Origin of the sequence: Hwanghaeella grinnelliae, from assembly GCF_004005845.1 — a bacterium.
Classification (GTDB): Bacteria; Pseudomonadota; Alphaproteobacteria; order UBA8366; family Aestuariispiraceae; genus Hwanghaeella; species Hwanghaeella grinnelliae.
The window spans coordinates 1,382,012-1,407,728 of sequence record NZ_SADE01000001.1; the positions used below are offsets into that span (position 1 = coordinate 1,382,012).

At 58.4% G+C, this 25,717-nt stretch carries 23 protein-coding genes; 7 read left to right on the top strand and 16 right to left on the bottom strand.

Annotated elements, in window-relative coordinates; genetic code table 11:
• Nucleotides 1-155: 155 nt before the first annotated feature.
• The 3 genes from EOI86_RS06315 to EOI86_RS06325 form a co-directional block, all read right to left on the bottom strand.
• Nucleotides 156-1,658, bottom strand: a complete 1,503-nt coding sequence (locus tag EOI86_RS06315; RefSeq protein WP_127764248.1) for a methyl-accepting chemotaxis protein — start codon at nucleotides 1,656-1,658, stop codon at nucleotides 156-158.
• A gap of 809 nt (nucleotides 1,659-2,467) precedes the next feature.
• Nucleotides 2,468-2,767: a YrhK family protein gene (locus EOI86_RS06320; RefSeq protein WP_127764249.1), complete on the bottom strand. Its 300-nt coding sequence runs from the start codon at nucleotides 2,765-2,767 to the stop codon at nucleotides 2,468-2,470.
• Between the two features lie 195 nt (nucleotides 2,768-2,962).
• Nucleotides 2,963-3,625 carry a transposase gene (locus tag EOI86_RS06325; RefSeq protein ID WP_127764250.1) on the bottom strand — a complete coding sequence of 221 codons (663 nt, stop codon included), beginning with the start codon at nucleotides 3,623-3,625 and terminating at the stop codon, nucleotides 2,963-2,965.
• Between the two features lie 390 nt (nucleotides 3,626-4,015).
• Here EOI86_RS06325 and EOI86_RS06330 point away from each other — a divergent pair, with 390 nt between their 5' ends.
• Nucleotides 4,016-4,834, top strand: a complete 819-nt coding sequence (locus tag EOI86_RS06330) for a type 2 periplasmic-binding domain-containing protein (protein WP_127764251.1) — start codon at nucleotides 4,016-4,018, stop codon at nucleotides 4,832-4,834.
• Nucleotides 4,835-5,042: 208 nt separating this feature from the next.
• Here the strand turns inward: EOI86_RS06330 and EOI86_RS06335 are convergent, their stop codons facing one another.
• The 8 genes from EOI86_RS06335 to paaG all read right to left on the bottom strand — a co-directional run bounded on the left by EOI86_RS06335 (nucleotide 5,043) and on the right by paaG (nucleotide 12,847).
• Nucleotides 5,043-5,294 (bottom strand): hypothetical protein, encoded by a 252-nt coding sequence (locus EOI86_RS06335; RefSeq protein WP_127764252.1) that lies wholly within the window; start codon nucleotides 5,292-5,294, stop codon nucleotides 5,043-5,045.
• 191 nt (nucleotides 5,295-5,485) lie between these two features.
• Nucleotides 5,486-5,947: a transposase gene (locus tag EOI86_RS06340; protein WP_161973717.1), complete on the bottom strand. Its 462-nt coding sequence runs from the start codon at nucleotides 5,945-5,947 to the stop codon at nucleotides 5,486-5,488.
• A gap of 72 nt (nucleotides 5,948-6,019) precedes the next feature.
• Nucleotides 6,020-7,954, bottom strand: a complete 1,935-nt coding sequence (locus EOI86_RS06345; protein ID WP_127764254.1) for a S1 family peptidase — start codon at nucleotides 7,952-7,954, stop codon at nucleotides 6,020-6,022.
• Entirely contained in the window at nucleotides 7,935-8,762 is an 828-nt protein-coding gene (locus tag EOI86_RS06350; RefSeq protein ID WP_127764255.1) for a hypothetical protein, read from the bottom strand. The genes EOI86_RS06345 and EOI86_RS06350 overlap by 20 nt, the downstream gene beginning before the upstream one ends.
• 375 nt (nucleotides 8,763-9,137) lie before the next feature.
• On the bottom strand, nucleotides 9,138-10,205 hold the full coding sequence (locus EOI86_RS06355; RefSeq protein ID WP_127764256.1) for a PaaX family transcriptional regulator: 1,068 nt from the start codon (nucleotides 10,203-10,205) through the stop codon (nucleotides 9,138-9,140).
• 57 nt (nucleotides 10,206-10,262) lie between these two features.
• Nucleotides 10,263-11,561, bottom strand: coding sequence for a phenylacetate--CoA ligase PaaK (paaK, locus tag EOI86_RS06360; RefSeq protein WP_127764257.1), 1,299 nt, complete (start codon nucleotides 11,559-11,561; stop codon nucleotides 10,263-10,265).
• Nucleotides 11,562-11,567: 6 nt separating this feature from the next.
• Nucleotides 11,568-12,041, bottom strand: coding sequence for a hydroxyphenylacetyl-CoA thioesterase PaaI (paaI, locus tag EOI86_RS06365; protein WP_127764258.1), 474 nt, complete (start codon nucleotides 12,039-12,041; stop codon nucleotides 11,568-11,570).
• Nucleotides 12,042-12,043: 2 nt separating this feature from the next.
• Nucleotides 12,044-12,847, bottom strand: a complete 804-nt coding sequence (gene paaG, locus EOI86_RS06370) for a 2-(1,2-epoxy-1,2-dihydrophenyl)acetyl-CoA isomerase PaaG (RefSeq protein ID WP_127764259.1) — start codon at nucleotides 12,845-12,847, stop codon at nucleotides 12,044-12,046.
• Nucleotides 12,848-13,006: 159 nt separating this feature from the next.
• On the opposite strand from paaG, the gene EOI86_RS06375 reads away from it, so the two are divergent.
• The 3 genes from EOI86_RS06375 (at nucleotide 13,007) to EOI86_RS06385 (ending at nucleotide 15,370) form a co-directional block, all read left to right on the top strand.
• Complete coding sequence (locus tag EOI86_RS06375; RefSeq protein WP_127764260.1) at nucleotides 13,007-13,612, top strand: phenylacetic acid degradation protein PaaY; 606 nt, start codon at nucleotides 13,007-13,009, stop codon at nucleotides 13,610-13,612.
• A 175-nt stretch (nucleotides 13,613-13,787) separates the two neighbouring features.
• On the top strand, nucleotides 13,788-14,672 hold the full coding sequence (locus EOI86_RS06380; RefSeq protein WP_275668585.1) for an amidoligase family protein: 885 nt from the start codon (nucleotides 13,788-13,790) through the stop codon (nucleotides 14,670-14,672).
• Nucleotides 14,669-15,370: a gamma-glutamyl-gamma-aminobutyrate hydrolase family protein gene (locus EOI86_RS06385; RefSeq protein WP_127764262.1), complete on the top strand. Its 702-nt coding sequence runs from the start codon at nucleotides 14,669-14,671 to the stop codon at nucleotides 15,368-15,370. The genes EOI86_RS06380 and EOI86_RS06385 overlap by 4 nt, the downstream gene beginning before the upstream one ends.
• 10 nt (nucleotides 15,371-15,380) lie before the next feature.
• Here the strand turns inward: EOI86_RS06385 and EOI86_RS06390 are convergent, their stop codons facing one another.
• Both EOI86_RS06390 and EOI86_RS06395 read right to left on the bottom strand, forming a co-directional pair.
• Entirely contained in the window at nucleotides 15,381-15,932 is a 552-nt protein-coding gene (locus EOI86_RS06390) for a PAS domain-containing protein (protein ID WP_127764263.1), read from the bottom strand.
• Nucleotides 15,933-16,089: 157 nt separating this feature from the next.
• The gene (locus tag EOI86_RS06395; RefSeq protein WP_161973719.1) at nucleotides 16,090-16,569 is read right to left on the bottom strand and encodes a PAS domain-containing protein; all 480 of its coding nucleotides are present in this window, start codon (nucleotides 16,567-16,569) and stop codon (nucleotides 16,090-16,092) included.
• Nucleotides 16,570-16,996: 427 nt separating this feature from the next.
• On the opposite strand from EOI86_RS06395, the gene sbmA reads away from it, so the two are divergent.
• From sbmA to EOI86_RS06410, 3 genes are all read left to right on the top strand, one after another.
• Nucleotides 16,997-18,013: a peptide antibiotic transporter SbmA gene (sbmA, locus tag EOI86_RS06400; RefSeq protein WP_127764265.1), complete on the top strand. Its 1,017-nt coding sequence runs from the start codon at nucleotides 16,997-16,999 to the stop codon at nucleotides 18,011-18,013.
• A 114-nt stretch (nucleotides 18,014-18,127) separates the two neighbouring features.
• Nucleotides 18,128-18,631, top strand: a complete 504-nt coding sequence (locus EOI86_RS06405) for a hypothetical protein (RefSeq protein ID WP_127764266.1) — start codon at nucleotides 18,128-18,130, stop codon at nucleotides 18,629-18,631.
• A gap of 178 nt (nucleotides 18,632-18,809) precedes the next feature.
• A complete protein-coding gene (locus EOI86_RS06410) occupies nucleotides 18,810-21,326 on the top strand; it encodes a cation:proton antiporter (protein WP_127764267.1) in 2,517 nt (838 codons plus the stop codon).
• A gap of 110 nt (nucleotides 21,327-21,436) precedes the next feature.
• Here EOI86_RS06410 and EOI86_RS06415 read toward each other — a convergent pair whose 3' ends face one another.
• The 3 genes from EOI86_RS06415 to EOI86_RS06425 all read right to left on the bottom strand — a co-directional run bounded on the left by EOI86_RS06415 (nucleotide 21,437) and on the right by EOI86_RS06425 (nucleotide 25,660).
• The gene (locus EOI86_RS06415) at nucleotides 21,437-22,243 is read right to left on the bottom strand and encodes an ion channel (protein WP_127764268.1); all 807 of its coding nucleotides are present in this window, start codon (nucleotides 22,241-22,243) and stop codon (nucleotides 21,437-21,439) included.
• Nucleotides 22,244-22,373: 130 nt separating this feature from the next.
• A complete protein-coding gene (locus EOI86_RS06420; RefSeq protein ID WP_127764269.1) occupies nucleotides 22,374-24,368 on the bottom strand; it encodes a M1 family metallopeptidase in 1,995 nt (664 codons plus the stop codon).
• On the bottom strand, nucleotides 24,365-25,660 hold the full coding sequence (locus EOI86_RS06425; protein WP_161973720.1) for a ChaN family lipoprotein: 1,296 nt from the start codon (nucleotides 25,658-25,660) through the stop codon (nucleotides 24,365-24,367). Before EOI86_RS06425 ends, EOI86_RS06420 begins: the two co-directional genes overlap by 4 nt.
• Nucleotides 25,661-25,717: the final 57 nt, after the last annotated feature.

Sequence of the window (25,717 nt, forward strand, 5' to 3'; positions counted from 1 at the left end):
CGCCTCTTCAGCCTGTTAAATGTCACTGCAAAGCGTCACCAAAATGCCAATGGCGGACGCCGTTGCCAATGCCGAATGCGGTCCCCCCTTGGAACAAATGGGGGCCGGGATCAGACAGAGTGACGCCGGCTGCTACGGTGGAATGCCGGGAATGGTTACGCGGTCCTTGTGCGTAAATCGGCCAGATACGATGACAGAGTTTCCTCCATCGACTGGATGGCGTCGTTGAGCTTCGTCGTCGACGACGCAACATCCCGGGCGGACATCATCGTTTGATCGGCATTTTCCGAGACTTCGGTAATATGCCCCGTGATATCCTGGGTGCCGCGGGATGTTTCCCGCACATTTCTGCTAATCTCCTCAATCGCGGCATTTTGTTCTTCAATCGCCGCCGCGATTGCCGAGGATGCAACATGCACTTCGTTGATCGTGTTTGTAATGCCTTCAATGGCATGAACGGCGTTTTTCGTTTCGGTTTGGATCGCCTTTATCTGATTGGAGACCTCATCCGTCGCTTTAGCCGTTTCGTTGGCAAGGTTCTTCACTTCGGATGCCACCACCGAGAACCCTTTGCCGGCCTCCCCGGCGCGGGCCGCCTCGATCGTTGCGTTCAGCGCAAGAAGATTTGTCTGCTCGGCGATGTCTTGAATGATGCTCACGACCTCGCCGATTTTCCCGGCGGCCCCGTCGAGGATCTGAATGACGCTGTTGGCGCGTCCCGCTTCTTCCGCGGCTTTTTGGCTTATGCTGTTTGTATTCTCCACCTGCCGTCCGATTTCATTGCTGGACGCATTGAGCTCTTCCGTGGCTGCGGCGACCGTTTCAACGTTTTGTGAGGTTTGTTTTGAAATCGACGCGACGCTGTTTGTCTTCTCATTCGTTGCATCCGCCTTCGAGGACATAACCCCCGCGGACGCCTCCAATTGACCCATCACATCGCTCATATTCTTGACCGAAGACTGCATCGTGGATTCGAGGTTGTCCGCCATGCTCATCAACGACCGTCTTTTCTCTTCCTCCAATGACTTTTTGCGTTCTTCTTCCCGACTCGCAAGTTGCGCGGCTTCCCGCTCCGCGGCCTTCAGATCGACCAGGGCGTTGTGAGACGCGTTGAAGAGATTGAAGAGCCGCCAAGCCAGCCAAAGCATAGGCCCGCCGACCAAGACGACGTAAGTGGCGTGAATCAGAAAATGGTACAAAGCGTAATCCGCGCTGGGCCAGATAAGCAGCGGGAAAAGCAGGGAGAACAGAACGTGGTGGACGGTCGCGATGACATTGACGATCAGTATGGTCCGCCAGCAGAAATAGGCGACAAGCTGCGCATTCAAGACGAAAAACAGCATATGCGCATCCAGGACGAACCCGTCCGGAAGGCCGCTGGCGTCGAGAACGATAAGGGCCCACATCGCGGTCAATGAGGCGGCGATGGCATAGCGTGTCGCGCTCGCGTCCCGGCTTCTGATGTACAGTCCCGTCGTAAACAATGCGAAAACAAAGGCCAGGCCTGTCGATTCCAGAACCGCGCCGTCAGCGATGTAAGCCACCCCGGCAGTTACAAGAACGAGGACCCAAAGATAGGCAATAAAACATTTGCTGGCCAAAGACCGTATTCTTTGCAGCTCCGGAGAAATACCGCCTGATTTTTGATCGTCACTCATCTTATTTCCTCGAGATGTTTGTGTAGCCTTGAGGCCCCGCACAGGTTCGGAAGTCGGCTATACTGAGCGTGAATAGAGCGCCGCTGTCGCGGATCTTGTGCGCAAAATCTTGCCGCTGTGGCTTTACGATAACGATGGACGCACCAAGCCCGTCTCCGACAGGCAGCCCATTGGCCGCGACAATCCGGGAGAATATTTCCTGCGCCGCCATGGAAGGTGGGAAAAACACAGCCTGGAGAGACTCCGGCGCCCCTCTGAAAAAAGTAAGATAGAACACAGCACACAGGGTCAGAATGCCAATACCGGCCGCCGGCAGAAGATCCCGGGCGCCGCCACTGTCCGTTCTACAGTCTTTCATGTCGGTAGAATGGCTCATGGTTCATGGCTCTCGTTTCACAACCAAGTGTGAGCCATTATTTATTAGAGCAATATAATAATTTTAGGTTAACAGCCTGAACTGCCCGTTCCGGACAGTCCGGTGCGCGTCAATTCCTGTGCGTCGTGCTGCCGCCGGTGACTTGGTTTTTTTAAGGGGTACGGACCGCAGCGCCTGATGGGGGCTGATGAGGGCTGGTGAGGGCGAGGTGGCTCGATCTGGCAATGCGTTTCGGGTTCACCGAGCATGATGTCGGTCCGCTCACCGCAATGGCGTCTTCGTAATCGCGGGTGGCCGCTACGGTACAATCAGGGCCGAACCGCTTTGTCTTCGGCAGGGCGGGCCGACCGGACGGGTGCCGTTCCGGTAAACCGAGACGCGGTCGAATATGTCCGACGGCACCGTCCAGAAAGCCATTCTGGATGGACACCATTCATAGCATCGGTGTCTCTCTTGCATCGTTTGGCGATTTTTGATCGGGATCGATACCCTCCCGCATGTACAGGATTTCCCGCCCTAACTTGATGGTCGGGCGCATGCCGAAAAGGATAGAACCGATCAGAAACAACCAGGTGCCGAAGTAGGTCGTACTCTCGCTGAAGAACAACACGCTGCCGACGACAAACAAAAGAGCAGCGGAAAAATCCACCAAATTGTAAACAAGTTCGGTGGTTGCGTGAATTCTGCGATGATTGGTGCTTAGGTCGTGATTTCTGGGGTCGAACAATGTCATGGGGCAGAGCCCTCCATTATGGCTTGCGGGTCATATCGACAGCGTCTGGTTTAAGGGCGCTTTCAAAGAAAGACGGGGAGGCCGGCATACTCTCAGATCGCGGCAGTTCAGGCAGCCCAAAAACCGCCGGCCGGCCAATGCCGCCCGACGCGCCTGTCTATAGCGCATAATTCACGAATTCGATGACAGTATACTTTATTCCGCCTTAGGCTTCGGCCCTCTTTTCAAGGGGCGGACGCGGCGGCCCAATTTGCGTTCCACTTTTTTCAGCCAGTCCTCCGATCCCAGCGGACGGCCGATCGTTTCGGCGTTATGGATCAGGGCCGACATTTCCGCATCTTCTCCGCCCTTCAACAGCGCGCGAAAATCGGGGTAGCGTTCCAGAACCGGTGCGACGTCGACAAGCCCGTCGCTCTTTCCGGCAAGATGGGCGCGCGTACTCGCCCATTTCCAATCCCGCGCCCGCCGGATGAGCCGCGCCCGCACGGGGTTGAGCGACACATAGCGCACCGCATGCATCAAATGCTCTTCATCCATGGCGACGGAGGCGAACCGCCCCTGCCACAGATGGCCTGTCCAGTCGTGGCGCGCGTTGATGTGCCGGGTATAGCGCCGATGCGCGTCGGCCAATGTCGCGCGCAACCCGTCCTCGGTTTTCGGCACCAGGATGAGGTGGACATGGTTCGGCATCAGGCAATAGGCCCACACGGCCGTGCCGGCCCGTTCCGCGGCCTCGGTCAGAAGGCGTTTGTAGAGGATGTAATCCCCATCCTCAAAAAAGACGGGCTCACGCCGGTTACCCCGCTGCGTGACGAGATGCGGGATACCGGGAAGAACGATGCGTGCGATACGGGCCATGGGGGGAGGATAGCGTGGAGGTGGGGTCTAGTAAAGTAAACCGTCACCGTAATTCCAAACCGTCACCGTAATTCCCACCGTAATTCCAAGTAAGCTGTCACCGTAAAATGGTCACTGCAAAATGTCACCGGAGCCACGCTTCAGAGCAGGCGGATTCCATACCCAAATGCATCATTTGATGGGCAAGTTCACCGTAGTCCGCCATGGTAATTCCACCCGCTATGACTATGGTTTTCTAGGCACACCAAACAAGTTCGGCTGGTCTATCATCCGATAGCAGGCCCGCGTTACTGAGGGTGAAAGCATCTGAAATGTGCCAGAAGCAGCTGTTGTGTGTTATAAAAAATCGGCGCGATTTTTTGACGTCATGTTGAAAAGAAAGAATGTCAGTTGCGACTTTCAGCCAATTTACGGCTCGCTATTACGTTTTTTTTCGGGATGGTGATGTTTGCTACCACCTCTGCGACAGTGTCTGGCGAGGAGCAGCCTACGCTGATTCTTGCTACGATAGAGGGCTCAGACGGCGTGCGGATCAGGAGCGAGAATGGCCAGCTCATATCGGACAATCCCGGCTATTATCCTCTTTTGGCAGCGAAAGCGGCTGACATCTGCGGCGCTAAAGTCGAGTTCAAGTTCATGCCATGGAAGAGGGCTTTGGAATCCGTCAAAGCCGGTCGGGTATCGGCAGCATTCGCAAGTAGCTTCAAAGAAGAGCGGGCCGTATACGGCGTTTATCCAAGAATAAATGGCACCCTTGATCCAAGCCGTGCCCAGCGTGTCTACGCTTACCATTTTTACGCCAAAAAGAACAGACCGGAAGCAAAAGAAGGCTGGAGAAAGACGATCGGTGACGCGCTGGTCGGCGTCGAACGTGACGCGTCGATAATCCCGATGCTTAAAGAACTTGGGGCAAAGCCATACGAGAACTCCCAATACGACATACTTCTAAAAATGCTGGTTAATGGGCGCTTCCCTTTCGTCGTTGGAATTGCCGATAACTTTGACCCCGTAGTCAAGGCGGATGAAACACTATCTGCCCAGGTCGTTAGACTGGAGCCGGCTCTTGAAGTCAGGACCGGTTACGTCATGTTTGGTAAAGCGTTTTATGAAGCAAATAGAAACTTGGTCGAGTGTTTTTGGGATGAATCCGCCCGCATTTCAAAAACACAGTGGTATCGGGACGTGGTCCGCCAACACTACTCGCAATAGGATCGACTGGCTCATCTAGGGGCTGCGTCAGGTCAATATGCGCTCTGTCTCGCGCAAACTTTTGGGCTCGGCTCGTCCCACGGGCACGGGACGGAAATCAATAGGCGGATTCAGGTTAGAAGTGCACCACGCGTTCCGCTTCGCCAAGCTCGGCTATTGCGTCGATTGATCGATCTATGAGGTGTTTCAAGCTCGTCTTTGGCCATCGCTACTCCTGTTCGCTTAGTTTTGATGTGCGGTCCCAGGAATCGTGCCAGTCGATCAGACTGTCTCCTTCGCGAATATCACCCTGCGTGTGCCAGACTTTGAATCCTGACCGTTTTGCCGAGTGAATGAAAACGGACGCATTTTTCTCATCGATGGGGCCGAATTCTGAGAAGAATTGTTTGGCCTTATCCGTGTAGGCCGTGATCCTCACATTCGTCAGCGGCTGGGCCGTCAATTTGAAATCATAGTCCATGCGTAATCTCTTTTCGTAATGTTCAAGGCCTGCGTGCTCGATATTGCGTCGTAGGGTTTCCTCATGCACCCGGTTGGTTTGCGAATTGCGGTGGAATTACGGTGACGGAATTACGGTGACAGTTTACTTAACTGCCTTTCTGTCCGCTTAACCGAGCGCTAAGCTGAAAAGTCTATGAATTAAGTAAACTGTCACCGTAATCCGTCGCTCTTTCCGGCCAGATGCGCGCGCGTACTCGCCCATTTCCAGTCCCGCGCCCGCCGGACGAGCCGCGCCCGGAGAGGGTTGAGCGACACATAGCGCACCGCATGCATCAAATGCTCCTCGTCCATGGCGACGGAGCTGAACCGCCCTTGCCACAGATGGCCCGTCCACTCATGGCGCGCGTTGATATGGCGGGTATAGCGCCGATGCGCATCGGCCAGCGTCGCGCGCAAACCGTCCTCGGTTTTGGGCACCAGGATCAGATGAACATGGTTCGGCATCAGGCAATAGGCCCACACCGCCGTGCCGGCCCGCTCGGCCGCCTCGGCCAAAAGGCGCTTGTAGAGGATGTAATCCCCGTCCTCGAAAAAGACGGGCTCACGCCGGTTGCCCCGCTGCGTGACGTGATGCGGAATACCGGGAAGAACGATGCGTGCGATACGGGCCATAGGGGGAGGATAGGGGGGAAGCGGGTTCCAGTAAAGTAAGCTGTCACCGTAACACATTTTGTATCGAGCAGTTCAGAAAATGTCGTCTCTAGCAATAGCGTCTAGCTGCGCTGCTATCCGGTGCGAATACGGATCTATTTCGAGCGCATCTGGCGTCGAGACTAGCTTGTCACCCCAAATCGGATATCCATTTTCGACCTTTACTGGAGGTTGTTCGTTCTTTTGAAGCAAAGAATTGGCGGCGAGTACCGCGTCGTTGATCGAATTTCTGAAAAACAGTGAGACATATCCGTTAGACTTTTGCGCAGATACTAATGCATTTCGCCATGCGACCAGATCAGGCTTATTGTCGGAAATGCCATTTACAATTTCTGCGGCAGACGGCACGTTGGTTGGGTCAAGCCGCTTCGCGGTGATATAGGAAAAATTTAATTGGCCGGGAAGATAACCGGCCCGGCGGGAAAGCGTCGCGGCAAGACTGCTGCTTGTTGGAGTGCCTCCGAATTTTTCTGCGAGTTGCACAGCGCTCAGTGTTTCCGATGAAATCTTAACTCCAAAATCTTGGGCCAGCAGATCCTCTGCCAATGCTAGGTCAGAATATGCATATGCCAAACGGCGTCGCTGGCCTATCGGCACTTCGATCAACTCTATGGCAGTCACAGGAGGAAGGGAGTGCCTCAACTCGGATACGACTGATTGAAGCAAAAGATTCCGAACATATGCAGGTGCTTCCGAATAGGCACTGTTCTTGTCTCTGTATCGTGCCAATAGAAACTGCGAATTCTCAATAGATTCTTGGAACTTCAGAGTTCCGAAGGTGGTACGCGGCAAATCTGTGATACTTACGGGTATGCGTGTTGGCTGTTGCTCGCTTACAGATATTTGGTCCGATCCAAAATCTGTCACAGTCAAGAGCAATCGCGCGTCGGTTTGGCCGGGGCCTGAGTATTCCGCCTGTCGAATTGTCTGAAGAGCGAGGATTAGTTCTTTCGATAGACACTTTTGTTCGCTATATCGGTAGAGCTTGTTCAACACTCTCAAGTGTCTCTCCCCGAGTTCACTCGATATCCAACCCTTTCTTATCCACGAGAATATATGTAAGAGATCAAGTGCTCCAAAGTTGCGATCGGACTGGTACAACCATTCCAGTTCAGCATCTCCGAGATGGTCGTCGGTGAGATCGTGCTCTAGTTTTACTAGGATATCGCTGGGCGGAATTTGATCACGAAGTAATCTCAGTATTTTAGGACGAACCAAGAAGTTTCCTTCAGTCATTCGTGCTGATTCCAACGCCGCGACGAATCCCTTTTGTCGAAGGTTCTCATCAGTTTCGTGATCGAATTTCTTGTGCAACGAGGCAAAGCCCATCCCACATTCGCTGATGACCAGAGATCCAGACTGACCTTCATGTACGATCTTGTTCGTGTGGAATACTGTGACGTCATCAGGAATGTTGTCGTATTTTCGCGTTGCCTCGATATCAATAGAAACCTCGAAATGATGTCCATCTACAACGAATCCCGCAGCCCTTCCTCTCCACGGATGATCCCGACCAAGCAATAGGGGAACGGCGCCGTAGTCCAGTCGTTGGCCTTTCAGGGCTTTGAGAATGACGAAGTCAATGTCCGTGTGTGAACCCGTTCCAAGGCTTTCAAATTTGATATAACGTTTGGGGTCCCTTGAAGGTCCAAGAACCAACCGGAGGTTTTCCGGATCCGCATATTGGACCACATGCATTGCGGTGACGAAATAGCCACGTGAATCAATCGCTGTTGCGGTTCCAATGGTCCTGTCGCCACCATCTTTAGGAGCGCGTAATTCCACAACCTGGTAATGCGTTCGATCAATCAGATCATCTAGATTCGGCTGATTGTTGCCGGAGCATGTGCAAGTGGCATGTGCCGGGAGAACCGGAAGGAATAGTGACAATAGTAGAAATATAGCGGCAACGTGCTGTTGAATGCACATGTGGATCTCTGGTGTTTGACTATTGTACTTCAAGGACATCTACCGGCTCTAGAATGACTCTGCGAATGTTCGCACTGGCTAACCCAGTCGGCAGGATGTCGGCTATCTTTGCTAATCCTCCTTGCGACGCGACGCCTAAAAAAAATGGGTTCTCACCGCCAACTTCTAGCCCCGTGTCGCCAACAGCTTTCCAATTGGCACCAGCACTAGCCCCGACCTGCTTTGCAAGTGTTAGACCGGCCTCAGCTTTGAACAAGTTCGTTTCTGAGAACTCATACCTGAGTTGGCCTTTGATCGCCCGCACCACAACAAAGAGCCGGTTGGCGTTACCTTGATCTAGCAATTGTTTTACCCTCGCGAGACACTGCTTCTTGATTGGTCTCGTCATACCAGTTTGGTCGAAGATGAGCTCGCTTGTTGCGATGCTATCTTCAGAGGTGTTGGTCAGTGCAATTTTCACGTTTGATGACTGTTTGGTCTCTACGCCTAGTTTTGCCGAGGAGGATGGGCCAAAAACTTTTTCAAGAAGACTTGCGCCAATTGAGAAGTCTCTGTCGGAGTGGCCACTATAGTTCGCAAGAATTACGTTGCTGTTCCGAATAAGACTACGCTCGTACTCGAACAAACCTTCGGGACAAATTTCCTCAACATTAACAAGCTTTTTGTCCTTTAGATCGCCCAAGATGACGTAGTTTGGACCCCAGTTTTCTCGCAATGGGTAGTAAATAGAATACCCTGCTTGATTTAGAGATGCTTCGAATCCAGAGAGATTTGCTGTTCCGTTACACCCTGTCAAAAAAAGCAGGATGGTCGCAACCATCTGAAACGCAGTTGTCTGTCTTCCCACAAGTAAACCCTCCCAAGAAATAGCTTCGCAGGGTACTAGGCTCCAAACGCCATCTGAGATCATATATTCAAAAATTGAACGACCTAATGATACAAAAAATGAAACTGAAATGCAATTTTAAGGAGTCATGGCTGTATGGGGGAATTGTGTGCGGCTTGGGAGTCTTTCTTTGATTTAGCCGTGTCTCGTCGATTGCTGATTGAGCAACGAAGCTGACGTCCTGATAACGGTTTATTCTAAGGTAGGTGGAGCTCGACTGAAATTGTAAGAGACACCGAAGTAGCTGATTGGCTTAACAGTCACTGATTGCGACAGGATGAGAATTGTCGACTGTATCATCGGCATTCGTGCAATTTGTAAGACGCCGTGGCGGTCTCACCCCGGCCGCCAATACTCAAAACCATCGAGGCTGCCTTTGCGGACGCGCTGGCTCTTGCGGGTTTCGCGTCTGGCTTCCAGCAATCCGCCGAAGCGCTGGTCCAGCGCCGGGGCCGGTAGATAGTCCTTGGGCGGGGGGGCGTAGTCGCCCTTGGCCATCACGGCGGCGACATGGGCGTCCGCCGCGCCGGCCAGGTTCAGATACAGGTCCTGATACAGTTCCGTCGCCTCCGCCGCCAGGCCGGGGTCGGGATGGATTTCAAGGGGCAGGGCCGGGCTGTTGAGGACGATCCGCCGCCAGGCATGAACCAGCAGGCTGCGCAGCACGAAGGCGCGTTCCGCGTCGCGGTGCGGTTGCTGCGGCTCGCTGGCGTCCAGGCCCGCGGCCGCCGTGCCAAACAGGGTCAGGAAGTTTCGGTATTTCGCCTGAAGGGTGTCGAGCGGCCAGGCATCGCGGATCATTTGATGCAGGGCGTCGGGCTTCACGCCGGGCAGGGCGCCGGCGCGCCATTCCACCACCTTGTCGGCGATGCCCAGACTGTCCAGGGTCTGCGCCACGGCCTCAGGCGCGGGCACCGCGTTGACCAACAAATTGGGGCCGATCTGGGCGAAGCCCTGCCAGCCCAATTGCTTCACCGCGGCGGCCCGTTCCCGGCGGCTCAACCCGCCGGTCAGGATCAGCACCGTCCACTGTTCGTCCCAGGGAACCGCGTCGCCGGCATAGATGCGCCGTTCGGCGGCGTCGAAGGTCAGCCGCGCGGGCTTGGTGAGCGAATAGAAACTGCGCCGCCCTTCCTTGGTGGTGTCGAAATAGGCGTCCTGGCTCAACCGATAGACGGCGGTGCGCACCACGCGCTCGCCGACCCCGAAGGGTTCCATCAGGCGGATCAGGTCCGACAGCCAGATCGCCCCGCCATGGGGGACGATGGCGTCCCCGAAGACGGTCACGATCATCGACTTGCCGCGGATCTCCATTTCCGACAACAGGCGGGCGACCAGCGGATCGGCGCTGCTATCATAAGGGGCGTGGGCCCGGGATGTCGCGATGTCGGCGCTGTCTGCCATGATTGCCTTTCTAATGCCGATGCCGATGCCGATGCCGATGCCTGTTCGGTTCCGGCTCTAGCGGTGGTCGACCACGCGCTTGGCCTTGCCCATGGAGCGTTCGACCGCACCTTCGGGCCGGATCTGCACCTTGGCGCTGATGCCGATCAGGCTCTTGATATGATGGGTCAGGTCCTTGGCCATCGCGGCGGCGGCGCTTTCGTCGGCGGGCGCGCGGCTTTCCACATTGACCGTCAGCTTGTCCAAGGGGCCTTCCTTGTGGACCTCCAACTGGTAATGCGGGGCGAAGCGGTCGTCCTTCAAGATCAGTTCCTCGATCTGCGAGGGGAAGACGTTGACGCCGCGGATGATCAGCATGTCGTCCGTCCGGCCCGTGACCTTTTCCATCCGCCGCATGGTTCGCGCCGTGCCCGGCAACAGGCGGGTCAGGTCGCGGGTGCGATAGCGGATGATCGGCTGCGCTTCCTTGGACAGGGTGGTGAAGACCAGCTCGCCCAACTCGCCGTCGGCGACCGGCTCGCCCGTGTCCGGGTTGATGATCTCCGGGTAGAAGTGATCCTCCCAGATATGCAGCCCGTCCTTGGTTTCGATGCATTCGACCGACACGCCGGGGCCGACGATTTCCGACAGGCCATAGATGTCGACCGCCTGGATGCCCACGCGTTCCTCGATGGTGCTGCGCATTTCCTCGGTCCAGGGTTCGGCGCCGAAGATGCCCACCTCCAGCGAGCATTCCTCTTTCGTCAGGCCGGTGCGTTCCATCTCATCGGCGAGCGCCAGCATATAGCTCGGCGTGACCATGATGATGGTGGGGCGGAAATCGCGGATCAGCTGAACCTGCTTTTCGGTCTGGCCGCCGGACATCGGAATGACGGTGGCGCCCAGGCGTTCCGCGCCGTAATGCGCGCCCAGGCCCCCGGTGAACAGCCCATAGCCGTAGGAGACATGGACCATGTCGTTCCGCGTGCCGCCGGCGGCGCGGATCGACCGCGCCATGACCTGGGCCCAGACGTCGATATCGCCCTTGGTATAGGCGACCACGGTGGGCTTGCCCGTCGTGCCGCTGGAGGCGTGCAGGCGGACGATATCGCTCATCGGGCTGGCGAACAGACCATAGGGATAGGTGACGCGCAGGTCTTCCTTGGTGCTGAAGGGGAATTTCTTCAAATCCTCCAGGCTGTGGAAGTCGTCGGGATGGACGCCGTGGGCGTCGAACTTGGCCTTGTAATGCGGCACGTTTTCATAGGCGCGGGTCAGGGCGCGTTTCATGCGGCCGACCTGGACGGCGGTGATTTCGTCGCGGCTGGCGATTTCGATCGGGTCGAGGTCTTGGGGGTCGTGTTTGCTGACGGTCATGGCGCTCTAGACCTCCGATTGGGGAAGGGAGGGATCGATGGGCTGGCCCAAGGTGCGGGACTTGCCGCGGAACAGCGCGATGATCGTGCCGTCCTGGTTGGTGACGGTGACGTCGTAGATGCCGGACCGGCCGCGCCGCAGCGCCTCGGTGCATTCCGCGGTCAGCACATCGCCTTCCTTCGCCGAATTGGTGAAGTCGACATCGCAGCTCTGCGCCACGGTCATCTTGTTATAGCTGTTGCAGGCAACGGCGAAGGCGGTATCGGCGAGGGTGAAGGTGAAACCGCCATGCATTATCTTGAACCCGTTCAACATGTCGGGGCGGATGGCCATTTTCACTCTGGCATAGCCGGGGCGGACCTCTTCGACCGTCATGCCCAGCGATGTGCTCGCCGCGTCGTCGGCCAGCATCCGGCGGGCCGTTCCCTCGGCGATCCGTTGCGCGGATGTCCCGGCGTCCTCCTGTTCCGAAGCGGTCATGATCATTCCCCCTTGAAGGCGGGTTTGCGCTTCTCGAGAAAGGCGGTGACGCCTTCGCGGTAATCCTCGGTCTTGCCGGCCATGCGCTGCAGGTCGCGTTCAAGGTCCAATTGCTGGTCCAGCGTATGAGTGGGGGACTGGTTGAAGGCCTGCTTGATGAGGCTGAGGCCGCGGGTCGGCTGGGTCGCCAGATGACGGGCCATGTCATTGGCGGTCTGGGCCAGGACGTCATCGGCGACGCAATCCCAGATCATGCCCCATTCCAGCGCCTTTTCCGCCGGCAGCGTGTCGCCCAGCAGCGCCAGGCCCAGCGCGCGCTGGCGGCCGATCAGGCGCGGCAGCATCCAGGTGCCGCCGCAATCGGGGATCAGGCCGATCTTGCAGAAAGCCTGAATGAACTTGGCCGATTTGCCGGCGATGACGATGTCGCAGTTCAGCGCCAGATTGGCGCCGGCCCCGGCGGCGACGCCGTTCACCGCCGCGATCACCGGCAGTTCCAGCGCGCGCAATCTGCGGATCAGCGGGTTGTATTCCTGGTCCAGCGTGGCGCCGGTATCGGGCGGGGCGTCACCGGGTTTCACCGCCCGGTCGTTCAAATCCTGCCCGGCGCAGAAACCGCGCCCGGCGCCGGTCAAAACCATGGCGCGGACGGCCTTGTCGCTTTCGATCCGCTTCAGCGCGTCGCGCAATTCGGACCGCATCTGGCCGGTGAAGCTGTTCAGCTTGTCCGGACGGTTCAGCGTCACGGTTGCAACACCCTCGGCAATGTCGAAAAGAATGGTCTCGTAATCACTCGTCGCGGACATGCGTTTCGTTTCCCCCAAGCTTCGGACCGGTTCGGCCCGGTTGTTTTCGATCTTGAAAAACGTGATACGATATTGGCGCGGATTTTTCAATTTTGGTATCACGTTTTTCCCGCGAAGTCTGATGCGGTTGTGTGAGACGCCTCACCGGAAAGGATGAAGATGGCCCTTGTATACGAAATCGACGGCGTCCGCCCGGTCGTGGACCCGTCGGCCTATGTGCATCCGACCGCGGTGCTGATCGGGGACGCCATTGTCGGCCCCGAGGTCTATGTGGGACCGGGCGCCAGCATGCGTGGCGATTTCGGCCGGCTGATCCTGGAAAAGGGATCGAACCTGCAGGACAATTGCGTCATGCACGGCTTCCCGGAGGGGGAAACGGTGGTTGAGGAAGACGGCCATATCGGCCATGGCGCGGTGCTGCATGGCTGCGTCGTGAAGCGCAACGCGCTGGTCGGCATGAACAGCGTGGTGATGGACGGCGCGGTGATCGGCGAGGAATCGATCGTCGGCGCCATGGCCTTCGTTCGCGCGGGCCAGGTTTTCGAGCCGCGTTCGCTGATCGTCGGCATGCCGGCCCGGCGGATCCGTGCGGTGACGGATGCGGAAATCGAGTGGAAGGGCGGGGGCACGCGGGACTATCAGAACCTTGTCGGGCGCTGCCTGAGAACCATGAAAGCAGTCGAACCGCTGACCGAATTCGACCCGGACCGCCCGCGCGTTCCGGTGCAGTCGACCCGGCCCCTGTATAAAGTTAAAAAAGCATAGAAAGCGCCTTTACCAGCCTTGGTTTCCTTGACATGACCCCGCCCACCCTTACGTAAACGGGGGGAACCACACCGCGCTGAAACACTTCAAACTGCTGCAAGAAAAGGGGATCGTCATCAACGACGCCTGGACATCGCCACCGAGACCGAACACGCCGTCGGGCGAGGTTCGTCGTATCGGCATTGAGTTGGAGTTCATCGACCTCGACGCCATGACCAGCGCCGAGATCGTGAAATCCCTGTTCGGTGGCGACTTGGACAGGGTAAGCCAGCACAAGGTCCATGTCCGCGGCTGCCGATTTGGCGATTTCCTGGTCGAGCTCGATCTGCAGTTGCTTCACGAGGGCGATCCGACGAACCCGCTGCGCCAATTGGCCGGCGAACTAGGCGCGGCCCTGATCCCGATGGAGATCACCTGCCCGCCGATCCGTTTCGACGAGGCGCATGTCATCGATGCGTTGCGGGAGGAACTTCGCCAAGCCGGCGCGCAGGGAACCCTGACGAGTCCGTTCTATGCGCTGGGCGCGCAATTGAACCCGGAACTGCCGTCCCATGAAAGCGCCTATCTGCTGTCGGTATTGCGATCCTTCGTTTTGCTGCGCGACTGGCTGCGGGATGAGATTCAGGTGGACACGAGCCGACGGCTGTCCTTCTTCGCCTCCGCCTTTCCTGGCGATTGGTGCGACATGATCCTCGACCCTCGCTATGCCCCGGACATGGCGGGATTGACCCGCGGCTATCTGGATCACAACCCGACCCGGAACCGGGAATTGGACATGCTTCCCTTCCTGGCTTTCTTGGACGAAAAGCGGATCCGGTCGGCCGTGGCGGGACAGAAGGTCCATAAGCGGCCGACCTACCACTACCGTCTGCCTAACGCCCTGATCGATTCCCCGGATTGGTCCCTGGCGCTTGAATGGGAACGCTGGCTTGCGGTCGAACAATTGGCGGAGCGGCCCGAGCTGATCGAAAAATACGCCGCGCTGTGGCGGGAAAACCACGCCCGGTTGATCCCCCATGACTGGACGCCGACATCGCGCGAGTTGCGGGGGCAGTTGTGACGCGGCCCGTCATCGGCGTGACAGGCGGACGCGGGCGCGGGCGCATTTCCTGGCTCTGCGCGGCGTTTTCCCTGTGGCTGCATGGGGCGCGCGCCGTTCGCATCACCGCCCAGAAAGACCCGCATTCGCACTTCGACCCGGCCGTGGTTGCCGGCCTGGATGGGCTGGTGATTGGCGGTGGGGATGATATCGGCGCGACGATCTATGGCGCTGAGCCGACGCCCGATGTACGACTGGACCCCGCCCGCGACGCGCTGGAACTATCGGCGCTTGAATCCCTATGGGACACGGAAATCCCGATCCTGGGCATATGCCGCGGGTCGCAGATGCTGAACATCTATGCCGGCGGCAATCTGCACCAGGATATCTATTCCGCCTTCGCGGAAGTCCCGCGCATTCATACGCCCCTGCCGCGCAAGCGGGTGACCCTTGAGCCCGGGACCCGGCTTGAGAAGATCATCGGGGCCGGCACCGTGAAGGTGAACGCGCTGCATCACCAGTCGGTCGACCGGCTGGGGAAGGGGTTCCGGGTCGCCGCACGGGACGAATTCGGCATCGTTCAAGCAACCGAGCATCAAGGGGCGGTTTTCAGGGTCGGGGTCCAATGGCATCCGGAATTCCTGTTCTACCGTTTTCCGCATCGGCGCTTGTTCGGATCGCTGGTGGAAGCGGCACGGGGCTACGCCAACCGCATGTAACCCGGACCTGTCAGATCTCCGCGCAGGGAATCTGAACGATGTCTTCTTCGAAAAGCGCCATGCGTTTCTGCTCGCTTCCCGCCAAGCGATACAGGCTGACGCCGATGACATGGTCGATCCGGCCGTCGGCGGAGGCGAGAGGCATTAAAAGACGTTCCGCCCGCCAAAGGTCCTGGCTGGAGAGTTTTTCTTGCTTTGCGCCGTATTGGACAAGGGGGGTGTCGATGATCTTGCGCCATCTTGCTTGGACGACGGGGTAATCCTCATCCCCGACGACTTGGCGTAATGTTTTGTCCTTGATTGGATGCCCCCAGGCACGGTTCACCTCTTCGCCCGCCAACAGGCAGACGAAATCACCGGCCACGGGGTCATCACGGTACAACCAAGTGAAGCGAAGCAGCGCGGGCATCTGGAAGGGGTCGAAATCCCGTTTGGTCGGCACCGCTGCCCCGGACCGGGCAGACCGCCAGGCATCGAAAAATACTAGAAGCCGCGCGTCTGTGCCGGGTGGCAGTATTTCGTCGGCCGGTCGGGCAAATCCATCATGTCCTGTGTGTTCCATATCAACCGGAAGCCTAAGATTTCGAAAGGGGCGGCGGGGGGCGTGATCGGCTTAGTATCGCCGAATGGATGAACTAAAAAAAATGTTTTCATTGCATTAGGGAGGAATACCAGAGCGCACCGTATTCTAAGGTTTGGCGGCGATACGTCCGTTTGACTCAGACCTCGTCACAACGCAGGCGAAACTTTCCCTCGTTGATCGATGTTCTGACAGGGACGTTTCCGGTGGCCAAGCTGTACAGGCTGACGCCGATGATATGGTCTGCTTGTTCGCCGTCCGTACTCAGCGGCATAAGCAAACGCTCAGCCTTCCAAAGCGACAGGTTGGATAGCTGTTCGTCTCTTTGTCCATATTGGACCAATGGAACGTCGAGCACCTCCCGCCAGCGCTGAAGGATGGCAGGGTGTTCGTCTTCGCCAACAATTTCGGCCAAGGTTTTGCCTCTGATGGATCTACCCCACGCCTGGTTCACATCCTCACCCGCCAGCAGACAGAGGAAGTCACCAATCTGCGGCTCGTAGCGGTAGAGCCATGCATAACGCAACAGGGACGAAATCTGAGACGGGTCGAAATCCCGCTTCATCGGCAGCAGCGCACCCTTGCGGCAGGACCGCCAAGAATCGAAGAATGTCAGCAACCGAGAGTCGGTTCCTGGGGGGAGTAGTTCGCCCGCGGGGCGGCCGATAGCACCCAATCTGTTATGGTTCATATCAATCAGTATTAATTAAAAGGAATTTACGCGGGTCATAACAGCATAGGCTGGCTATTTCTATACCGCGAATGAAAATTTTATACGCATTTTCAGATGTTTAGGTGTCTTGATACCGCGTGGTATCAAAATGCGTCGGAGTCAGGAATTAATCGAAAATGGGAAAGGGTTTCCCGTCGGCTGCGATCGAGTGTCGGAACGGCGAGAAAGGGAGGATCCGGCTGCACGCATATGCTGGACCTATGGCCGGGCTTGCTCTACGCACAAAGCTGCCCAAATTTTGGGCCTTGTACGACGACGGTCTCTTTTGGGCCATGCGGACCGGCAACAGATCGAACGACAACAGCGAGGCGACATGTTCAGATCCTTTTTCCTGTCCAAGGAATGGGCCGTATGGGCCTGGGGTGGCATGGCCATCATTTTCGGCGGCACCTGGTATCAGGTTCAGTTGGACGTCAGAATCAACGAATGGTTCGGCGGGTTCTATGACGTTGTGCAAAAGGCGCTTGGGGAACCAGGCAGCGTAACCATGCCGGAGTTCTATGGCTTTCTGCTGACTTTCGGAAAGATCGCAGGGATTTATATCGTCGTCGCGGTGTTTCTGGGTTTCTTTACCAAACACTGGACCTTCCGCTGGCGGCACGCGATGAACGACTTCTATACATCGCACTGGGACAGCCTGCGCCATATCGAAGGGGCCAGCCAACGCGTTCAGGAAGACACCCGCCGTTTCGCTAATATCATGGAGTCGCTGGGAAGCCGTTTGCTAGACTCCCTCATGACGCTGGTCGCCTTCCTGCCGATCCTGTGGGGATTGTCGAAGCAGGTGACGGAGATTCCGATCTTCGGCGAAGTTCAACATGCACTGGTCTATGTCGCGATCATCTTCGCGCTTTTCGGCACCGCCGTTCTGGCGGTGGTTGGCATCAAACTGCCGGGACTGGAATTCAACAACCAGAAGGTCGAAGCGGCCTATCGCAAGGAACTGGTCTATGGCGAGGACCACGAGGACCGCGCCACCCCGCCGACGGTAAAGGAACTGTTCCTCAATGTGCGCCGGAACTATTTCCGACTGTTCTTTCACTACATGTATTTCGACGTCGCCAAATGGTCCTATCTGCAGTTCGGCGTTTTGGTACCCTATATGGCCTTGGCGCCGACGATCGTGTCCGGCGCGATCACGTTGGGGGTGATGCAGCAGATCGTGCGCGCCTTCGGACGAGTTGAAAGCTCGTTCCAGTTCCTGGTCCATAGCTGGACGATCATCGTCGAATTGATGTCGGTCTATAAACGCCTGCGCGCCTTCGAGGCGACGATCTACGACGAACCGGATCCTGACCGCTGGGAAGTCGCGGACGATACCGTGAAATAGAGGGCCGGAGTATCTTTGTTGGCTGATTAGGCGGTTGTAAGGTTTTCGCCCAATACCTATTCTAGGCTGTGCGCTCGGGAGGCGCGGGTTCGGTGTATGTTGTTTGGGGGGAATATGAAGACCATCAAATTCGCGGCCGTTCCGGCCATGGTTCTGGTTTTGGCCGGGTGCAGCAGCAGCTTCGGCTATTTCCATGATCGCACCAAGCCGCCGGAGACCGTTCGGTCGGATTATTTGGAATGCGGGCGCATCGCCTTTGTCCAAAAGTCGAACGTCCACATGCCTCTGAAGCCCAATCAAGCCGCTGTGTCGGATTCAAGCACTTCCGCCGCGACGGCGACACCGCCGACAAACAATGCCGCGGCCGGGTTCGCAACTGGTTTTGCCTCCGGCTTCGCCGAGGGTTGGAACGAAGCCGAACGTAAGAAGCAGAACATGATAAAGTGCATGGCTTTGCGCGGATACGCGATGTACCACGCGGGCGGCAGCACCAATTCCGAATTCCAGGCCTTGCCGCGGGAAAAGAAGATGGATCGGCGCGTCGAACTGGGCGGTCTGGAAAATCCTGTCGGCGAGTTTGTCGCCTACCCGCCGGAATGGGATTTGGGAGCGGAATGACGCCAAAGAGTCCGGCTGGGCCGTATCGCGATTATGGCCCGGTTGTTTGTGCCGGACGGCGCACCAATTAGATACAATCATTTTGTTATTCTAACCGGATGTTTCGCTCGGCGGGGCATTCGCCGGTGGCCTGTGCTATATATTTCAGGAAACCCTTGAACACGTTTTCGGACCGCGTATGGATATTGTTCTGATCACCACGATTATTGCGTCGCTTTTCCTGGTGATCGGGACCGCGGAGCCTTTGGCCGCCCGTCTGAAACTGCCCTATAGCGTGATCCTTGCCGTCATAGGCATTTTGATCGGCCTGGGGGCGACGTTTTTTCTGCGCACGGAACTGACGGATGCGCTGAACCCGGTCGCGGAAGCGATCTTGGACCTGCCGATCCGGTCCAACGTCTTCCTGTATATCTTTCTACCGACATTGCTGTTCCAGGCCACCTTGGGCATGGATCTGCGGCGAATGCTGGACGATTGGGTGCCAATCCTGGTGCTGGCGGTCGTTGCCGTCGTGGCGGCGACCCTGTCGGTCGGCTTCGCCTTGGCGGCGACAAGTGTGATGCCGTTGGTCGCCTGTCTGCTTGTAGGCGCCATCGTGTCCACCACGGACCCATCGGCGGTCATCTCGATTTTCCGCTCCCTGTCCACGCCCCGGCGCTTGGCCAGGATCATCGAGGGCGAAAGTCTGTTGAACGACGCGGCGGCCATCGCCTTGTTCGGGTTCTTCATGGGGTTCGTCATGACCGGCCGGCCGGACCCGACCTTCATGGATGCGCTGACCAGCTTTCCCATCCTGATCATCGGCGGCGTGCTGACCGGTTGGCTGACGGCGCGGGGCGCGGTGTGGCTGATGGCGATGTTCGCCCGGTACGAAAAGGCGCAGTTTTCGATTTCCGTCGCGCTGCCCTATCTGGCCTATATCATCGCCGAGCAGAGTGTCGGGGCGTCGGGCGTGATTTCCGTTGTCGTGGCGGGACTTACATTGAACCTGGCGGGACCGGGGCGGTTGACGCCGCAGTCTTGGACCGGCCTGCGGGAAATTTGGGATACCCTGGCGCATTGGGCCGGCGCGCTGATCTTCATCTTGGCCGCGCTGTTGATTCCGCGCTTGTTGGAACAGGTACGGCTTCAGGAAGTGTTGCTGATCGGTGTGGTCGTGGTGGCGGCTTTTTTCGCACGGGCGGTCATCCTGTACGGCGTGTTCCCGCTGTTGACGGTGATGCGCGCGTCGCCCCCGGTTCAACGGCCATATCGGGCGGCTATCCTATGGGGCGGCCTGCGCGGCGCGGTCACACTCGCCCTGGCCCTGGCGGTGACGGAAAGCTTCCGGGTGCCGATAGAGGTCAAGCGCTTGGTCGGCATCCTGGCTACAGGATATGCCGTGTTTACCCTGATCGTGCAGGGGACGACCTTGCGGTCGGTCGTGAGGTGGCTTGGCCTGGAACAACTTTCCCCGATCGATGTGGCGCTGTCGAAACAGGTGGTCGCCGTTGCCTTGCAGACCGTCCGCGAGGACATGGCCAAAACGACGGAGAACTACGAACTGGCGCATGACATCGTCCGGTCGGAGGCGAAACGGTTCGGTGAACGCCTGGATGCGGCGGTGAAGGAAGCGGAAAAAAGTGGCGAGATCCTGGATCGCGACCGTGTGACGTTGGGCCTGTTGGCGCTTGCCGGGGCCGAACGGGACCTGATCATCGCCAGGGCCCGGGAACAAACCGTGTCGTCGCGGCTGACACAGAAACTGCTGGCCGACGCGGACCGATTGATTGAAAGCACGCGGGGCGGCGGGCGGTTGGGCTACCGCCGGGCGGCGCGGGCCAGTGTTCATTACGGCGGAGTTTTTCGGGTCGCCGTTTTTCTGCACAACCGTTTCGGACTTTCCGCGCCGCTGGCGGTGATGACGGCCGACCGGCTTGAAGTCCTGCTTTCCAAGCGGCTGATCCTGCGCGACCTGACCGGCTTCATCGACAGAAGAATACGGCGCATTCACGGCAGGCGCGTCGCGGAACTGCTTCGCAGTTTGCTGGCGCTTCGCTTGAATGCCATCGATACGGCGTTGCAAGGGCTGCGGCTGCAATACCCGGGTTATGCCGGGGAACTAGAACGGCGCTTCATTCGCCGAATGGCGCTGCGCATCGAGGAACGCGAATACGAAGCGATGCGCGCCGACGGCTTGATCGAGACGGAACTGCATGCGGCGTTAAGCCAGGAAATCGCTGTCCGAAGCGCGAAGGCGCGCAGAAGACCCCGTTTGGATCTGGCCCTTAGTGGCAGCGAGCTGGTACGGCAATTCCCGCTTTTTTCCGACCTGGACGAAAAATCCATCAAGCGGCTCACCAGGGCGCTTTCGACGCGTTATGTGAATGCGGGAGAGGTCGTGATCAGCCGAGATACCACGGTGAAGAGTGTTTATTTCATCGCCTCCGGTGCGGTTGAGTTGGAAAGCGTGGCCGGTCGCACGCGCCTGGGACGCGGGGAAATGTTCGGGCAGATGGCATTGTTGATGGAGCGCCCCCGGCGGTTCGAAGCCAGCGCCATTGCGCCGACGACCCTGCTTGTGTTGGACGAATCCGGGTTCCGCCGACTGCTGGGACGCAGCCCTTCGATGCGGGACGCGGTGCGCGCGAGCGCTGAAAAACGGGGTATTTCCCCTTCGCGCTTGATTCCGCTGCGCCCCCCTAAGGAGGATTGATCTTCCGCGAAGCAGGTCAATGAAACCGTTCTGATGAGGTAATTTGACCAGCAGCGCTATGGCCAGCCGTTATCTGGATTGCTGCTATTGTCACAGCCGGGATGCGGTTATCAGCTGTTGCCGCCGTCGGTCTCGATCTTGATCGTTTCGCCGCAATGCTTGCAGTGGACGGCGTCGGGCTCATGCCGGTTCAAACCGCATTCGGGGCAAGAATACTTGACCTTCGACGGCTGGAAGATCGCGCGCAGCAATTGCAGGAACAGCGACACGCCGACCACCATGATCAATACCGACAGCAGCTTGCCGCCGGTCGTTTCCATCGTGATGTCGCCGAACCCCGTTGTCGTCAGGGTCGCGACCGTGAAATAGAGCGCGTCGACATAGCCGCTCACGCCTGCATGCCCCTCGAAGGCCAGGACGAAGACGCAGGAAGTGGTGAAGAATATGAAGACCAGAAGGTTCACCGCGGCGAGGATCGCGTCCTCGTGCAGGCGGAAGAACCGGCTTTCCTGGCGCAGGTCGCGCAGCAGATGATAGGCGCGGATCAGCCGCAACCCGCGCAGGATGCGAACGAAGCCCAGGTTCTCGGCAAAGAAGGGTGCCAGAAAGATGGAGGCGACCACGACCACATCGGCGATGGTGTGGATGCGCGTCAATTCCTTGCGCAGCTTGTCCGAAACCCAAAGCCGGGCGGCGAGGTCCACCAGGATCGCAAGGCCCAGCACTAAATTGATCACCGTATAGACCGGGTCTTCCGGCAGGGCGGAGATGATCACGAAATAGACGATGCTGACCGCGTCGAAGGCGATCAACCCATATCTGAACTGCCGCGCGCGTTCGCTGCTGCCCGTGTAAAGTAGGCGGACGGTGCGGTGAAAATTGGATTCTTCGGCCAACAACTGCCTCGTAGTTTTCATTTAAGGGACTGCCGCCACCGTAACGCCGCCGGCCGGCCTTGTCATCGCAATGCCCAATTGCGGAGACGGTTGTCTTGGTTTTGGGGGACAGAAGAAGACGCATACGGGGTTTGTCAAAACCGGTTCTCCGCTACTGCTTCTGAGCGGAGAGGTCCCTTGAAAGCGGACTGTCAGTCGTTTTCCATACGCCTTTGTCGGTCGCGCGGCCGTCCTCGAAAGTGACGTAGCTTCGGCTGCCGTAATGCGGCAAGGGGCGCATCATGCGTTCGATACCCGCCGTATCTATTGCCCGGATCAACAACACCGGGTGGCCTTCCGGGCTTCGGAACGTCCATGCGGCGGCGGCGCTTTCCGAAACGGGTTCCGGTATGTCGGATTCCAGATGATCCCTGACATAGGACACGATATCCGCGCTGTTCCCGATGACGATGGCCGGGCCGGTTGGGGCACGCTTCGGCACCCAGGTCGGATTCTTCGACAACCGGCCGGTGAGGGCGCGTGCGGCGGACGCGAAACCCTCATCGCTGCCCAGCACAGTTGCATCGACATTCCGCGCCAGCGTGATGTCCCGCAGGATCGGCGGGCTTTCGCCCGGCAGCAACCGGCGAAACACGTCGAAGTCCGGATCGACCCGAACACGAAGGGGCGCGCTTTCCAATTCGATGGAGAAGGTTTCTTCCGCCGACGATAGGCGGACCTGTTCGTGGATGGCTTCGCCCTCGGTCTCGACGATGATCGGCACCGTCAGACGATAGAGAGGACCCTTCTGGCGCAGTGTGACATGCAGTGTGTGTTTCCCGCCGGTTTGCTCAACCCGTGTTTCCGCAAGGGTGAGTTCCGGTGCGCCCGCTTGCCCAACCCATTGGGAGAAGAACCAATCGAGATCGCGGCCGGACGCGGTTTCAAGCGCGTGCTGAATGTCCTTCCATGCGGCGGTCTTGAAGCGATGATCGTTCCAGAAGGCGCGTATCCCTTGTTCGAACGCGGCCGGGCCGATCTCAAGCCGCAGCATGTGAAAGATATGGGCGGTCTTGTTGTAGCCGATGACTTGGGAGGCCTGGTGCGTCTTCGAAGTGAAGGCGGATACGGGCGTGTCGTCCGACGTGGGCAGGGCGGCATAGTCGCGCAGCCAGCCAAGGCGCATTTCCCGCGCCGCGTCGGGGCCTTGCCGTTCGGCCAGACCGTAATCGGCGAAGAAGGTCGTCAGGCCTTCCGACCAGTTGCCGGTCGCATAGTCGATGCCCACGCCATTGCCCCACCAGTTATGCAGAACTTCATGCGCCAGCGAGCGGCCGCGCATGAAAGGCAGCGGCACGATCGTCCGCCCGATATAGGTCATGTTCGGGAAGCCGAGGCCGACGGGAAGCGGGGCTGAAACCACGTGGAAATCATCGAAGGGATAGGCGCCGATCATCTCGGCGAAGATGCGGATGTAGTCGGCGGATTGCGTAATATAGTGATCGGCGGACCCAGCGATTTCTTCATGGAAATAGGTTCTGATCCGCGTGCCGTCGACGATCCGCTCAGTGACGGTATAAGGCCCGATGAAAAGCGATGGCGCCTCGGTCGGGTAATCAGCCGCGAAGACCGCTTCGAAAGCGCCGTCCAAATCCGTTTCAGACAGAATCCGGCCTGTCGCGACCGGGCGGAGCGACCCGTCGATGCGCACTTTCAGGCGGTATGTGACGTGGGCCGCCCCAGTATCGGGTATCCATGCGGCGTAGCTCGGCAGATAACTGCCGTCCCACGCGTCCGCGGCGGCGCCCGATACACCGCGCCGCTGGTCGGCGGGCGGCATCGCGGGGACGGTGCCTTGGGCGCTGATCGTGAGGGCGTCGATCGGGCCGTTCGCACTGGAAATCCGCCAATGGCGGCCGACACGGTCGACGGATAATGGTACGCCGTTCGCGTCGGCGCGGTCTATTTCCAGCCAATCGGCCAGGACGACGGTGAGGTTGGCAGTGGGTGAGATCGTAAGGCGGTCGGTGACGCCGAGTTGGCCGGTTTTCTGATCGAAAACGACCTGGACATCATGGTGAGGGAAACCGGATTCCGCATGTGCGGGCAGGCCGATCAAGACGAACAACAGCGTGCAGAAAAGGACGACGGGTCGATTGAATGTCATTGATCCGCCCCGGCAAGCGGCGGGAATTTGGCGACGACCGAAAGTGTTTCGCCACCGCGCCGGATTTCAAGGGGCAGCCATGTGCCCGGTGCCTGCCGTTGGATGATCTCCACCAGGTCCCGGACCTGGCGTACCTGCGTTCCGGCGGCCGTGACGATGATGTCGTCCGTGAACAAGCCTGCCGCCTCGGCGATGCTGTTCGGCGTCACTTGCACGATGCGGATGCCCTGGTCGCCCGCGTCGCCTTGGTCAACCGGTTCGATCACGACGCCGAGGCGTGGTTTCGGCTTTTCCGCTTCGGCCTGCGCGGGCGGGTCGACGGTAAAGACAGCGTCGGCCAAACCAGGTTGTGCAGCGGCACAGTCTTCTCCGGCCTCCAAGGGGATGAGAACGGCAACATTGTCGATCCCTAGATCGGACAGCTGATGCGGCACGCCGTGGCGGTAATCGATATGCCCGCGCCCCATGACGCCGATGATCAGCGCGTTCGGATTATCGTTCTTGGCTGTCGCCAGCGCTTCCGCCATGGCGCGGTCCCAGGTGACTTGCGCCTGGACGAAATTCGCGAATGGCTCGGACTTCATGATCGATTCCAGACTGGGTGCCGGGCTGTCCGACGCGCTGTCTCCTCGGCTGTGGCCGTGCTGCAGTTTGGCGAGAAAAACCTCGGCGAGTGACTCACGGTAGGCGAAGCTTGCCGGGGCGGGGTCCGTCACCCCCTCGCGGTCGTCCGCGGCCACGGACGCCCACCCTTCGCGGCCCACTTTTGCGATCAGGGTTCGCGCGACGTTCAAGGCGACCATCGGGTTTCTGTTCAAGCGGGCCTGTTCGAACATCGGCATATAGAGTTCCGGCGGATAGCCCCAAACTTCCGACCAACGGCTTTGCTTCAGGAATTCCTGGCGGGTGGTCGCGCCCGAAATCCATGCGTCCAAAGCGGGTTGCACCGATCGTGGGAACATCTCGAACCCCAGCACGATATCAGGGTTCAGGGCCTGCAGGGCGGCGATCGTTTGGGTCTGCCAGACATGATGATCCTTTGTTGTGTGCTGCTCGCCAAGCAGCACGACATCCTTCCCGGCCAGGTCGGCGAGCAAGGCACGCGCATCCAGGGTGCGCTTGGTCGCGGGATCGACCCATTGACCGACCTTGGCGCAGGCGTTGGACGCCGCCTGCGCATCGGGAACCGTCGATGTGGTGCACCCGGCAATAGCCAAGGGAACCGCCAAGGTGGCTGCCAGGCAGATAGGTGGAAGAATGGAACGTGGAAGCCTGCCGAATACGCGTTTCATGACTCTTTCCCAATTGCGATAACGGATGCCAAATCGGTGCATCTTATACGGAAACGC

Excerpts from the sequence above, each read along its gene's own strand:
- EOI86_RS06315 (WP_127764248.1), bottom strand. The coding sequence starts at position 1,658 with ATGAGTGACGATCAAAAATCAGGCGGTATTTCTCCGGAGCTGCAAAGA.
- EOI86_RS06320 (WP_127764249.1), bottom strand. The coding sequence starts at position 2,767 with ATGACATTGTTCGACCCCAGAAATCACGACCTAAGCACCAATCATCGC.
- EOI86_RS06325 (WP_127764250.1), bottom strand. The coding sequence starts at position 3,625 with ATGGCCCGTATCGCACGCATCGTTCTTCCCGGTATCCCGCATCTCGTC.
- EOI86_RS06335 (WP_127764252.1), bottom strand. The coding sequence starts at position 5,294 with ATGGACTATGATTTCAAATTGACGGCCCAGCCGCTGACGAATGTGAGG.
- EOI86_RS06340 (WP_161973717.1), bottom strand. The coding sequence starts at position 5,947 with ATGGCCCGTATCGCACGCATCGTTCTTCCCGGTATTCCGCATCACGTC.
- EOI86_RS06345 (WP_127764254.1), bottom strand. The coding sequence starts at position 7,954 with ATGTCCTTGAAGTACAATAGTCAAACACCAGAGATCCACATGTGCATT.
- EOI86_RS06355 (WP_127764256.1), bottom strand. The coding sequence starts at position 10,205 with ATGGCAGACAGCGCCGACATCGCGACATCCCGGGCCCACGCCCCTTAT.
- paaK (WP_127764257.1), bottom strand. The coding sequence starts at position 11,561 with ATGACCGTCAGCAAACACGACCCCCAAGACCTCGACCCGATCGAAATC.
- paaI (WP_127764258.1), bottom strand. The coding sequence starts at position 12,041 with ATGACCGCTTCGGAACAGGAGGACGCCGGGACATCCGCGCAACGGATC.
- paaG (WP_127764259.1), bottom strand. The coding sequence starts at position 12,847 with ATGTCCGCGACGAGTGATTACGAGACCATTCTTTTCGACATTGCCGAG.
- EOI86_RS06375 (WP_127764260.1), top strand. The coding sequence starts at position 13,007 with ATGGCCCTTGTATACGAAATCGACGGCGTCCGCCCGGTCGTGGACCCG.
- EOI86_RS06390 (WP_127764263.1), bottom strand. The coding sequence starts at position 15,932 with ATGGAACACACAGGACATGATGGATTTGCCCGACCGGCCGACGAAATA.
- sbmA (WP_127764265.1), top strand. The coding sequence starts at position 16,997 with ATGTTCAGATCCTTTTTCCTGTCCAAGGAATGGGCCGTATGGGCCTGG.
- EOI86_RS06405 (WP_127764266.1), top strand. The coding sequence starts at position 18,128 with ATGAAGACCATCAAATTCGCGGCCGTTCCGGCCATGGTTCTGGTTTTG.
- EOI86_RS06410 (WP_127764267.1), top strand. The coding sequence starts at position 18,810 with ATGGATATTGTTCTGATCACCACGATTATTGCGTCGCTTTTCCTGGTG.
- EOI86_RS06415 (WP_127764268.1), bottom strand. The coding sequence starts at position 22,243 with ATGAAAACTACGAGGCAGTTGTTGGCCGAAGAATCCAATTTTCACCGC.
- EOI86_RS06420 (WP_127764269.1), bottom strand. The coding sequence starts at position 24,368 with ATGACATTCAATCGACCCGTCGTCCTTTTCTGCACGCTGTTGTTCGTC.
- EOI86_RS06425 (WP_161973720.1), bottom strand. The coding sequence starts at position 25,660 with ATGAAACGCGTATTCGGCAGGCTTCCACGTTCCATTCTTCCACCTATC.